The organism is Exiguobacterium alkaliphilum 12/1, from assembly GCF_000714435.1.
Classification (GTDB): domain Bacteria; phylum Bacillota; class Bacilli; order Exiguobacteriales; family Exiguobacteriaceae; genus Exiguobacterium; species Exiguobacterium alkaliphilum.
Genome location: NZ_JJMW01000014.1, coordinates 1 through 12,144 on the forward strand (window position 1 = coordinate 1; position 12,144 = coordinate 12,144).

Consider the following 12,144-nt stretch of genomic DNA (forward strand, 5'->3'; position numbering starts at 1 on the left):
TGGGTGTTGCACTTAATTTTATAATTCATCGTACGCAAAAAAAGAGACGCCCGAATCGTCTCTCAAGGGGTAGTGAAGTAATGGACGGTCCAATACGGTTCTTTTTGGAGTGCCTCGATTTCGACATGGCCGTTATGGACTTGTTGCAAGAGGTGGATGATATGCTTTTGCAAGTTCGAGTCATGGGAACCGCTGTGCAAAATCCCATCCTCATTCGCGATAATATAGAAGCCACCAAGACGGAGTGGAATATGCTTCCGCACTGTCGTCACCGCAGCTTGAAATTCGGTTTGTCCGCCTGCCAACGGAACGGTCACGTCGAAACGTCCCCATTGTTTAAAGTCACCTAGTTCTGAGAACGTCGGTGGGTCGCGATGGTCCATCGTCATGACCTCCAATCGTATCGATCTCTTCCTGTTTAGTATAGCGGTTTTTCGGGCGGTGGCGTAGGAGAATAATCACATAGGTCACCATCGCATTCCCGCTTTGCGCTAATACTTGTCTTTTTCTAGATTATGTAAAAAAAACCTTCATAAAAGTGCAACTAGTCGAAAAAACACGACCGGGGTGGTCCCGGTCGCGCTCACTGATGGACGACTTCTTTTGAAGTCGGTAGTTCACAAATAAACGTGCTGCCTTCCCCGTAGACGGATTCGACATGCAGATGTCCGTCGTGGGCTTTCGCGATCTCTTTACAAATCGCAAGACCGAGGCCGGTCCCGCCGATTTTGCGGCGATCTGAGTTATCGACCCGATAGAATTTACCGAACAAGTTCGGTAACGCCGAGGACGGAATCCCGATCCCATTATCCCGGACTTTCATGACGACTTGGCCTTCAAGCCGCTCGAGCGAGACGAGGACGTTACCGCCATCCGGTGAATACTTGACGGCGTTACTCAGCAGATTGCCGAGCAATTGACGCATGCCCTCGAGGTCGGCCTCGATTGTGAAGTCTTGCGTCGAATCGGCATCGAGATGAATGTGGTGAGCGTCCGTCGTCTCTTGATAGAAACCGATGCTGTCACGGGCGAGTTCATATAAGTCGACCCGTTCCCATTCGAACGTCTGCTTTCCGGCCTCCATCTTTTGAAGGTCGAGGAAATCGCTGACGAGGAACGAGAGTCGTTTCGCCTCGTCATGAATCGTCTTCAAGTACAGCTCGCGACGGCTCTCTTTCAAGTCACGCTCGAGCATCAACTCCGTGAATCCGTAAATGGACGAGAGCGGGGTTCGCAATTCATGGGACACGGTCGAGACGAGTTCGGACTTCATCCGGTCGATTTCTGTCTCCGCCGTCACGTCACGTAAGACGAGCATCGTCCCGTGTAGCTTGCCGTCGCGATAGATGCTCTCGGCATAGACTTGTAGGAAGCAGTCGCCTTGGTCAAGGGAGATTGAAAGTCCTTCTTCTGGTGGTTTGCGGTCGAAGACGTGCTCGACATAGCTGATGAAGTGGTCACGTTGGTCGACACGTTCGGCCAACTGTTCGATATCGATTTTGACGTCAGCTAATTCTTCATAGCCTTGATAATCAAATTGCAAGTCATCGAACATCCGGATGAAGGCGCGGTTTCCAACGACCGATTCTTCTTCATAGTTCAGGTAGAGAATCGCTTCGCGCACGGAATTGATCAATTGTGCCGTCTCTTTTCGGTCTTGTTGCATCTGACGGTACAGACGCATCCGCAACAACGAAATGGCGAGCTGGTTCGCGAAGGCGTTCAACTCTGACTTTTCACTCGCATCGAACTGTTCATCATAACGTGCAAGGTACAAGCACCCGATCATCTTGTCGTCAGACGGGTCCATGACAGGGATGACCGTCTCATAAATATAGTACGGATACTCATGCAAATCATCGGCGACTTTCTTTGAAGTCGCAGCCGGCAACTTTGAAATCATCACTCGTTTCAATAGAAGCGACTTCGTCTTCAAACTTTCCTGCTGCTCTTCGGTCATCTCTTTTGGCACGACCGAACTGATTTCACCGTCTTTGACGAGGAGAAGCGCCCCGAACTCGGCCGAGGTCAACAGGACGATCTTTTCGATGACCGATGAGTAATCGAAGAGTGACTCTTTTGAAGCCAACACCTCAATCAGTTCGTTCCGATACTGTAGTTTCGTCTCGTTCTGCTTCGACGCCTGAAGCACATGTTCTAACTCTTCGTGTTTAGCGCGCATGCGTTCATTTTGCGAAGCCATTCGATTAATCAGAGGCCGCCCAATCAATAAGATTGCGCTAATAAACATGACTAACCCGGCCATCCAAATCCAGCGCAGTGTCAATAACTCGCCAGGTGAGACGGTATTGTCTCGGACGAACCACGCTCCGGTCGCCGTTAAGACGAGACTCATGACACACACGCCATACAGGATGCCGAGGATTTGACGACTGTTCAATTGTTCAACCCACTTGCCCATAGTACGCTCTACTTCCTTCCTTATCCCAAAAACCATCTCCAAACGATTCATCTAATACTCGAAATATACAAAAGGTTACCCTTAATGAAAACTGAACTGCTCATCCAATTCATATTCAACATATCTATCTTTTGAAATTCACATTATCTAGAGCGATATACCCCGATTTTTAGAAAGCTACACATTCCGATGTGCTTTCGTTTGACAGGGACGGGGAGCGGGGACTAGCTTAAAAGAAGAAACTAATTTGAAATGAGGTGCCTTATGCTCTCTATCGACCCACTAGCCCTGACTGAACGAGATACGTATAAATTTTTAATCGGCAGCGTCATCCCTCGTCCCATCGCTTTCGTCACGACTCGGAACGGCGAGATTGTGAACGCGGCCCCGTTCAGCTATTTCAATATCGTCGCGTCACACCCACCGCTCGTCTCCGTCTCGATTCAGCGAAAAGACGGCGTGATGAAAGACACGGCGCGCAATGCGGTCGCGACCGAAGAGTTGGTCATCCATATCGTCGACGAGACGAACGTCAACCTCGTCAATGAGACGGCCGCGTCGCTCGGTCCGGACGAAAGTGAACTCGACCGCACGTCGTTCACCCTTGCATCGAGTGATGTCATCGCGACGCCAGGCGTGAACGAAGCGAAGATCAGAATGGAATGTGTCCTGCACCATCACGTCCCGATTGAACACGAGGGCGTGGTGACGGCCGACTTACTCGTTGCCCGCGTCGTCCGTTTTCATATCGACAACGCGTTGTACGAAGCAGGGCGAATCGATGCGGCGAAATTGGCGCCGGTCAGCCGCTTAGCCGGAAACTTCTACGCCGAACTCGGCAAGACGTTCGAAATCGAACGTCCGAAATAAATGGTCCATGCGTCCGCCTCATGACGAGGTCGGGCGCCTTTTTTCGGGTAAAGAAAGAATAGCCGATTGGGGCGTTGTATTTCTTTCAATCCACTAGCCGAATGTGTCACAATAAAGTCAGAACATTCAATTATATTACTGTAGTGAACAAGAGAAAAAAGGGGAGTCGGCCATGTCCTATCGTCCAGCTGTTCAATCTATCATTCAAGCCATCGAAACGGTAATCGTCGGAAAGGAGGATGTCATCGCGAAAAGCTTGACGGCGCTGCTTGCCGGGGGGCACGTCTTGTTAGAGGATGTCCCGGGCGTCGGGAAGACGATGCTCGTCCGTACGTTCAGCCGTGCCATCGATCTCGAGTTCAAACGTGTCCAGTTTACCCCGGACATGTTGCCTTCTGATTTGACGGGGATCTCGATGTATAACCAAAAGACAAAAGAGTTCGAGTATCGACCGGGGCCGCTCATGGGCAACATCGTCTTGGCCGATGAAATCAACCGGACGTCGCCGAAGACCCAGTCGGCGCTGCTTGAAGCGATGGCGGAGCGGAGTGTGACGGTGGACGGGGAAGTGAAGATTTTGCCATCTCCGTTTTTCGTCATGGCGACGCAAAATCCGATTGAGCATGAAGGGACGTATCCGCTCCCAGAAGCCCAGCTTGACCGGTTCCTGCTTAAAATCGAGATGGGATATCCGTCCTTCAATGAAGAGTTATCCCTTTTGACGCGCTTCGAAAAAACCGAACCGCTCGATGCCTTACAGAGCGTCGTCACGAAACAGGAAGTCGAGCAGATGCAACGGGAAGTGCGAAACGTTCACGTCTCGAGTGCCGTCAAACAGTATATCGTCCGGTTGGTCCATGAATCACGGAATGATGCGAACACGTACCTCGGTGGCAGTCCACGGGCGACGCTTGCGCTCATGAAGGCGTCTCAGGCATGGGCCTATATCCATGGCCGCGATTTCGTCTTACCCGACGACGTCAAAGCGCTCGCCTCGAGCGTCCTCGGACACCGGGTGTTGTTGACGGCCGAAGCCCGTTACAAAGGACGGACGGCCGAGCAACTCATTAAAGGATGGCTCGACGAGATGCCGGTCCCGATGGATCGTGAGGTCAAAGAAGGATGAAAAACTGGATGAAGCTGTTCCTCGTTTGGGCGGCGGCATTCGGCTTGTACGCGTTCGCGCGCATCGAAGGCAGCATCGTCGCCTCGACGCTCTGGTGGTCATTTCTCGTCCTGACCGTCTACTGGACGCTGTTCATGATTTATCCCGTCACCGCCGCGAACGTCTGGCGCCGTGTCACGACGAAACGTCTCGTCTCCGGACAAACGATGGACGTCGAGCTCCAAATCGAACGGAAATACCCGTTCCTCGTCGGCATCGTCACATTAGAAGAACAGCCGCCCGAGCGTTTGACGGATGAAACGGAACCGATCATCACCTCGGTCGATCGCTTCTTCCGCCGGAAAGAGACGGTCCATTATGAAATTGCCCACATAAAGCGCGGCATTCACGTGTTCGACCGGACGAAGTTGCACGTGCGGGACGTGTTCGGTTTGTTCGACCGGACCCGGACGCTCCGGCTCGAGACGGTCGTCGAAGTCTCTCCGGCCGAACTGCCGTTTGATTTGCCGCGCGACGAACACGTCGGCGGCCGCGGCGAACAGTATCGTCGGACGCGGACGTATACAGAAGTCGCGAACACGACTAGTGGGGTGCGCGAATACGCAGCGGGGGACCGCATCGGTCGCATCGATTGGAAGGCGTCCGCTAGGCGCGATAACTTGATGACGAAGACGTTCGACCAAGAGCAAGAGAAAAAACTATCCCTTGTTTTCGTCCCGTCCGCATCTGCCGGTCACGAAGAAGCGTTCGAACGCTCGCTGTCGCTCCTCGTCGGGGCGATCCGACAGCTCGAACGAAAGAACTTGCCGTTTGAACTTTATGTGATTGAAGAGCAAGTTCGCTTGTTCCACCTGCCGGACCAAAGCGCCGACGTTGGTCATTACTTGTTGACGGCGACGCCGGAAGCGGAAGGGCGTCTAGTCGAACGCGTAAAACGGAACTTGCCGCAGCAGTCCGGTAATCTCATCTTGATCAGCCCGTTCGAAACGAAATGGGTGCGCGAACTCATGCATGAGACACAAGGTAGCTACCACCTCTATACAGCAAACGAGGTGACGACATGACCGCATGGATCAAACGGATCGTTTACACGGCGCTCGCCGCCTATTTGTTGTCGTTTTGGGTCGAGCCGATTGTCGGTAGCACGACGTTCGACGTGACGTGGCCGTTCTACTTCTTATTACTCGTCCCGATGTTTGCGAGTCTTTTGCCTTGGTATGGCCTAATCGGAGTCGTCGTCTTTAATTTCTTGGCCGTGTTGTACGTCTATCACGGCAGTCTCTTCGATTGGTTCGGACTGTGGCTTGAAGATTTGAGCGGCGTGCTCAGCGGCGCGTTGCCGGAAGAGGCGATTTTCTTCTCGGCGATGGCGCTCATTGGAGTGTTATTCGCCATTCTCGTCGGACGGACGTATCCGAGTTATGGATTTGTCCTCGGGATGATCGTCTCGACGCTCGGCTTGATGGCCTACTTCGACACGTGGACGCTATATGATGGCGAAGGACAAATCGTTCTCGCGATTTTGGCGTCGCTCTTCCTCTTATTTGTTACGGATCTTGCGAAACGGCCGAGCAAATCGCTCGTCCGCTACGTGAGCATCGCCTTGCTCGCCACCGTCATCTTGGCGCTCGCGAGTGTCTCACCGACGCTTGACGGCGATTGGTCCGACCGCATCACGACAAGTTTCCAAAACGCCGTCAATGAAGGCCAGTCGGGCACAGGCCGTGTCGGATATGGTGTGAATGATGAACAACTCGGTGGTCCGTTCGAACAAGATGACGGCATCGTCTTCATCACACGCGGTGTCCCGGCCCGCTATTGGCGGATTGAGGCGAAAGAAATTTATACCGGCAAAGGCTGGGTGGAATCCCCCGTCCTCGATTCGAATTTCAATCGTGGGCAGCTCGTCGACCCGGACGTCGACACGACGCCGGAACAGGCGTTGCTTCGCTTCGACCGGCGCGAGACGTTCGTCCCGTATGGCGGAGAGTATCCGCAAGCAGTCGAGACCGAGAGCGGGACTGAGTTCCGTGTCGGAGATATCGAGCAACAATTCCCGAACGAGACGGTTCACATCCGACCTTCCGGAAAAATCGTGTTCGACAACGACAATCAGGCAACGCCGCGGACGATTCAGTTGCGTTATAGCGTCCCGTCGTTCACGGAAGATCAGCTCAATTTAAATGAACCGGTGACGACGTTGACGGATGAAGAACAACAAGCGTACCTCCAACTACCGGATTCGCTCCCAGACCGCGTCCGCGACTTGGCAACGGACATCACGGCCGACAGTGAGACGCCTTTCGAGCAAGCGCAAGCCGTTCAAGCGTACTTCCGAAACGGTGCGTTCGAATATAACACGGAAGACGTCGCCATTCCGGAAGGTGACACGGACTACGTCGATCAGTTCTTGTTCGACACGCAACTCGGATATTGCGACAACTTCTCGACATCGGCTGCTGTCTTGCTCCGGGCAAATGGCGTACCGACGCGCTGGGTGAAAGGCTTTACGATGGGCGATGCGCGTGGGGTGATTCAAGGGGAGACCGAGTATACGGTCCGGAACCGCCACGCCCACTCATGGATTGAATACTTTGTCGAAGGCGCGGGCTGGGTCCCGCTCGAAGCGACGATTAGTTTTTCGGACGCCAACTTGCTTCAAGTCGAGACGGAAACGGACACGGGTTCGGACCCTGTCGCGAACGACCCGCAAGCCAATAACGATAACGAACCGACGAACCGCCCGCAAGAAGATATCGCGATTGACGATGTCGCAACGGGCGAGCTTCCGGAAGAAGCACGTCGCATCCCGGTATGGGGCTGGGTACTGATCGTCTTCGCAGTTGCCGTACTCGTCTGGAACCGGAAAGCGGTCGAACGGGCTGTCATGGTCGAGTGGTGGATACGCCGTCCACTTAGCGAGTCGTCACTCGTCGCGATGCAACGCTACTTGATGAAACGACTGCGAGCAGCGGGATTCAAGGTTGACGGTCGGACGCCGTCCGAACTTGCGAAGGAAGTCGACGCCTACTATGAATCCGAAGAAATGACTCGCTTGACTCGTTTGTTTGAACAGACGGTGTATGCGGATCAACCACCGAATTCGAAATATAAAGAATATTGGAAAATCATGATTCGCCGAATTATGAGTTGAAGTGACAAGGCGCATACAGTAAGATAGACGCATTAGTTAGATAATTGAACAATGCATTCCTTCGTATATACTCGTGAATTGGCGCGAGAGTCTCTACCGGACCACCGTAATGGACCGACTATGAAGGAGCACGTTTCGTATACAAAGAATTGGGCGTGCTTCTTCTTCGGTTTGGTAAATCCGTGGGAGAGGCTCGTCCTTTTTTTGAGATGAAGGCAGAAAGGTGGAGGTTTTGTGAAGATGTTGGAACAAGAGATGATTTTGGTGCTCGACTTTGGAGGACAATACAACCAGCTCATCACGCGACGTGTGCGTGACCTTGGTGTATACAGTGAGCTTCATTCGCACAAGATGACCGCTGCAGAAATTCGTGAGCTCGCCCCGGCTGGGATCATCTTCTCAGGTGGACCGAACAGCGTATATGCGGAAGGCGCATACCGCTGCGACCCGGAAATTTTCGAACTCGGTATCCCAATCTTCGGAATTTGCTACGGCATGCAGCTCATGACGCACCACTTTGGTGGACGTGTCGAGCGGGCGGCACACCGTGAATACGGAAAAGCGACACTCTTCTCGACACCGGAAGCCTCGGCACTCTATACAGGACTCCCGGTCGAGCATACCGTCTGGATGAGCCACGGCGACCTCGTCATGGAAGCGCCAGAAGGATTTGTCGTTGACGGGACGAACCCGTCTTGTCCGGTCGCTTCGATTAAGAACGACGAGTTGAAGATGTACGGCGTTCAATATCACCCGGAAGTCCGTCATTCGGAGCACGGGAATGAAATTTTGAAAAACTTCATTTACGAAGTGTGCGGTGCAAAAGGCGAATGGTCGATGGAGAACTTCATCGACATCGAAGTCGAGAAGATTCGTGAAATCGTCGGGAACAAGCAAGTGCTCTGTGCCTTGTCTGGAGGTGTCGACTCATCGGTCGTCGCGGCGCTCGTTCATCGTGCGATTGGCGATCAGTTGACATGTATGTTCGTCGACCACGGTCTGCTCCGTAAAAACGAAGCGGACAGTGTCATGAAGACGTTCGCGGACGGCTTTAACATGAAAGTCATTAAAATCGATGCGCGCGACCGCTTCATGGCGAAGCTCGCTGGTGTCTCTGACCCGGAACAAAAACGGAAAATCATCGGCAACGAGTTCATTTACGTGTTTGACGAAGAAGCGTCTAAACTCGTCGATATGGACTTCCTTGCCCAAGGGACGCTATATACGGACATCATCGAGAGCGGAACAGACACGGCGCAGACGATCAAGTCGCACCATAACGTCGGTGGCCTTCCGGAAGACATGAACTTCACACTCATCGAGCCGCTCAACACGCTCTTTAAAGATGAAGTGCGTGAACTCGGTACTGAACTTGGCCTTCCAGACTATATCGTCTGGCGCCAACCGTTCCCAGGACCGGGTCTTGGGATTCGCGTCCTCGGTGAAATCACGGAAGAGAAGCTTGAAATCGTTCGCGAGTCAGACGCTATCCTTCGTGAAGAAGTGAAAAAGGCTGGACTCGAGCGTGACATCTGGCAGTATTTCACTGTCCTTACACCAATCCGTTCAGTCGGGGTCATGGGTGATGAGCGTACGTACGACTATGCGGTCGGCGTCCGTGCCGTCACGTCAATCGATGGGATGACATCGGACTGGGCACGTATTCCTTGGGACGTGCTCGAGAAAATTTCGGTCCGTATCGTCAATGAGGTCAGCCACGTGAACCGCGTGCTGTATGACATCACATCGAAGCCACCGGCAACGATCGAGTGGGAGTAATTAGTCTAAAACCGAACATTAAGGATTAATAAAACGTTAAAATCCGTTATTTGTGTTGACATGCACGAATGACGCTGATACGATAGAAACGTTCTTATTATATCCGAACAATTTAAATTAAATTTGCCGTATAATGTCGGGAATATGGCCCGAGAGTCTCTACGAAATCACCTTAAATGATTTCACTACGGCGAGACATAGATGGGGGACGTCTGTCCCTGTATGTTTCGCGTGGGGTCCTCGGTCATTTGCCGGGGACCTTTTCTCGTTTACGGCGAGCCAAGGAGGAAAACCAATGAGCACACAGCTCAAGCAAGAACCAACGCAACAACCAGAAAGCCGGATTGAACGCTTTTTCCAGTTAAATGAACTTGGAACGAACGTAAAAACGGAGTTCGTCGCAGGATTTACGACATTCCTCGCCATGGCGTACATTTTATTCGTCAACCCGAACATCCTCGGGGCAGCGGGAATGGATACCGGTGCCATCTTTGTTGCAACCGGCCTTGTCGCCTTAGTCGGATCTGTGACGATGGGCCTCTTCGCGAACTATCCGATCGCCATCGCACCGGGCATGGGGCTCAACGCCTTCTTCGCCTACAGTGTCGTGATCGGCATGGGGATCCCGTGGCAGACGGCTCTCTCGGGTGTCCTCGTCTCAGGACTCTTCTTCATCGTCTTGACGCTTTCAGGAATTCGCGAAACGATTGTCAATGCGATTCCCGCCCCGCTCAAAATGGCGGTCGCAGCCGGTATCGGATTCTTCATCGCATTCATCGGCCTCAAAAATGCAGGAATCGTCGTTTCGAATGAAGCGACTGTCGTCGGGCTCGGTGCACTCGGCACAGGGACGACACTCTTAGCTGTGTTTGGTCTTGTGGTCACGGCGCTCTTGATGGTCCGTAACATTAAAGGCGGTATTTTCATCGGGATGCTCTTAACGGCGATTGTCGGGATGATTTTCAACCTCGTTCCGACACCGACAGCGATCTCAGATGTCGTCTCAATGCCGCCGAGCATGTCTTCGACGTTCGGTCAAGCGTTCATCAACTTCGCGGACGTCTTCACGATTCAAATGCTTGTCGTCATCTTGACGTTCTTCTTCATCGATTTCTTTGACACGGCTGGTACGCTCGTGGCGGTTGCGCGCCAAGCGGGAATCATGAAAGACAACAAAGTTCCGCGTGCGAGCAAGGCGCTCATGGCGGATTCGACAGCGACAGTGGCAGGTGCAATCTTCGGCACGTCGACAGCGACGTCTTACGTCGAGTCATCGGCTGGTGTTGCGGCTGGTGGTCGCTCAGGGCTTACGGCCATCTTTGCAGGACTCTTCTTCGGTCTCGCACTCTTCTTCTCACCATTACTTGCAGTTGTAACGGCGCCTGTCACGGCACCGGCACTCATTATCGTCGGTGTGTTGATGGCTTCTGCTTTACTCGACATCGATTGGAAGAAACTTGAGATTGCCATCCCGGCCTTCATGACCATCTTGATGATGCCACTCACCTCTTCAATCGCGACGGGGATCGGTCTTGGATTTATCCTCTATCCACTTATGATGATGGCAAAGGGCAAGACGCGGGAGATTCATCCGATCATGTACGGGATGCTCGTCATCTTCCTTGCATACTTCATGTTCTTGCCTCACGCATAAACGGCATACGAAAAACGGCTCATTACGAGTCGTTTTTTTGTATGCCGTATTTTCAGGTAGGAAAGGGTCGTACATGGTGAGCGCATGGTTTTCTGTGATGAATTCGTTGCGGAGCAGGATGCCGTCGAGAGAATTGACCTCTCGGAAAATTTGGTTATGTCGGATCGTCCCGCCCCACCATTCTTTCGTGAAATGGTGGTTTTCTTCATAGATCTTGTAGGAGACAACGGCCGGGGTGGCAGAACGCCATTCCCCGACGAGACCATCTCCTTCTATATATAGAAGTAACTGATACGCTTGTTCGGTTTGGTTTGTGATTTGTAAGTCGAGGTAGTTATAGGAACAAGTCGCTCCGCTGCCGAAAGGTTGGTCACGTCTTGAATCGGGGAACACGTCATAGCTATGGCGATAACGTTCGGTGACGGTGAGTGGACTGTGAAGCGTGATCCAATATATCAAGTTGGACAATTGACAAAGACCACCGCCGATTCCACTTGTCACTTTGCCGTAGTGGAGAATCATCCCTTCTACATAACCTTTTCGTTTTGTGGGTCGCCCGATTGCTTTCCAGTAGGAAAAGACGTCTTTTGGTTCGATGATGAGGCCGTTTAATCGCTGGATTGCGATTTTGAGATTTTGAACTTTGTTCTGTTGCATCTCTATGTCTACATCGCGCAATTTACGATAGAGCGGCGTGCGATGTTTGTGAATCAAATAAGGAAGAGGGTTGTTCATCTGTTTTGATGCATATTTTCTGCCGTCGAACAGCCATGTAAGCCGGCGTTGGATTGTGTACACTTGGGTGCCGGCGAAGATGCGCAAGGCCGAACGTTGTTTCGGTCGTAGCTGTTGCATAAAGAGTTCACCTTTCGTCATAGAAATTGATTATAAATGATGTATTCGATAAGAGGGAATTATTTCCTCTTCGTTCTCTAAGGAGAGTTTTGAAAGGTCGAAATCTGAGGCGAAAAACTTTTTAAAGTTTTTTTAGAATAATGCTTGCCAGATTGAACAAGTAGATGCTATAGTTATCTCTGTTGCCAGCGACGCTCACACAAACGTGAGAAAAGTTGTTGACAGTTAAAAGTGATAAATGTTATTATCATTTAGTCGCCAAGAGCGGCAGACGAACTTTGAAA

8 protein-coding genes, 1 pseudogene and 2 riboswitches are annotated in these 12,144 nt (G+C 52.0%); of the genes and pseudogenes, 6 read left to right on the forward strand and 3 right to left on the reverse strand.

The genetic code is table 11. From position 1 onward, the window contains the following. Positions 1-62: 62 nt before the first annotated feature. Both RT52_RS01460 and RT52_RS01465 read right to left on the reverse strand, forming a co-directional pair. A complete protein-coding gene (locus RT52_RS01460) occupies positions 63-383 on the reverse strand; it encodes a hypothetical protein (RefSeq protein WP_034807099.1) in 321 nt (106 codons plus the stop codon). Between the two features lie 200 nt (positions 384-583). Continuing rightward, positions 584-2,422, reverse strand: coding sequence for an ATP-binding protein (locus tag RT52_RS01465; protein WP_034814632.1), 1,839 nt, complete (start codon positions 2,420-2,422; stop codon positions 584-586). A gap of 264 nt (positions 2,423-2,686) precedes the next feature. On the opposite strand from RT52_RS01465, the gene RT52_RS01470 reads away from it, so the two are divergent. From RT52_RS01470 to RT52_RS01495, 6 genes are all read left to right on the forward strand, one after another. Further along, the gene (locus RT52_RS01470; protein WP_034814633.1) at positions 2,687-3,292 is read left to right on the forward strand and encodes a flavin reductase family protein; all 606 of its coding nucleotides are present in this window, start codon (positions 2,687-2,689) and stop codon (positions 3,290-3,292) included. A gap of 172 nt (positions 3,293-3,464) precedes the next feature. Then, positions 3,465-4,418 (forward strand): AAA family ATPase, encoded by a 954-nt coding sequence (locus RT52_RS01475; protein WP_034814635.1) that lies wholly within the window; start codon positions 3,465-3,467, stop codon positions 4,416-4,418. Continuing rightward, positions 4,415-5,482 carry a DUF58 domain-containing protein gene (locus RT52_RS01480; protein WP_034807095.1) on the forward strand — a complete coding sequence of 356 codons (1,068 nt, stop codon included), beginning with the start codon at positions 4,415-4,417 and terminating at the stop codon, positions 5,480-5,482. Before RT52_RS01475 ends, RT52_RS01480 begins: the two co-directional genes overlap by 4 nt. Continuing rightward, entirely contained in the window at positions 5,479-7,572 is a 2,094-nt protein-coding gene (locus tag RT52_RS01485; RefSeq protein ID WP_034814638.1) for a transglutaminase domain-containing protein, read from the forward strand. The genes RT52_RS01480 and RT52_RS01485 overlap by 4 nt, the downstream gene beginning before the upstream one ends. A gap of 41 nt (positions 7,573-7,613) precedes the next feature. Then, positions 7,614-7,713, forward strand: a riboswitch (purine riboswitch). A 99-nt stretch (positions 7,714-7,812) separates the two neighbouring features. Then, positions 7,813-9,351, forward strand: coding sequence for a glutamine-hydrolyzing GMP synthase (gene guaA / locus RT52_RS01490; RefSeq protein WP_034814640.1), 1,539 nt, complete (start codon positions 7,813-7,815; stop codon positions 9,349-9,351). 106 nt (positions 9,352-9,457) lie between these two features. Further along, a riboswitch (purine riboswitch) is annotated at positions 9,458-9,559 on the forward strand. An 87-nt stretch (positions 9,560-9,646) separates the two neighbouring features. Further along, positions 9,647-11,005 carry an NCS2 family permease gene (locus RT52_RS01495; RefSeq protein WP_034814642.1) on the forward strand — a complete coding sequence of 453 codons (1,359 nt, stop codon included), beginning with the start codon at positions 9,647-9,649 and terminating at the stop codon, positions 11,003-11,005. Between the two features lie 48 nt (positions 11,006-11,053). Here the strand turns inward: RT52_RS01495 and RT52_RS16110 are convergent. Further along, a pseudogene (locus RT52_RS16110) lies at positions 11,054-11,860 on the reverse strand (VanW family protein); the annotation flags it as partial. Between the last annotated feature and the right edge of the window lie 284 nt (positions 11,861-12,144).

Coding starts and splice junctions, on each gene's coding strand:
- RT52_RS01460 (WP_034807099.1), bottom strand. CDS start 383: ATGGACCATCGCGACCCACCGACGTTCTCAGAACTAGGTGACTTTAAA.
- RT52_RS01465 (WP_034814632.1), bottom strand. CDS start 2,422: ATGGGCAAGTGGGTTGAACAATTGAACAGTCGTCAAATCCTCGGCATC.
- RT52_RS01470 (WP_034814633.1), top strand. CDS start 2,687: ATGCTCTCTATCGACCCACTAGCCCTGACTGAACGAGATACGTATAAA.
- RT52_RS01475 (WP_034814635.1), top strand. CDS start 3,465: ATGTCCTATCGTCCAGCTGTTCAATCTATCATTCAAGCCATCGAAACG.
- RT52_RS01480 (WP_034807095.1), top strand. CDS start 4,415: ATGAAAAACTGGATGAAGCTGTTCCTCGTTTGGGCGGCGGCATTCGGC.
- RT52_RS01485 (WP_034814638.1), top strand. CDS start 5,479: ATGACCGCATGGATCAAACGGATCGTTTACACGGCGCTCGCCGCCTAT.
- guaA (WP_034814640.1), top strand. CDS start 7,813: ATGTTGGAACAAGAGATGATTTTGGTGCTCGACTTTGGAGGACAATAC.
- RT52_RS01495 (WP_034814642.1), top strand. CDS start 9,647: ATGAGCACACAGCTCAAGCAAGAACCAACGCAACAACCAGAAAGCCGG.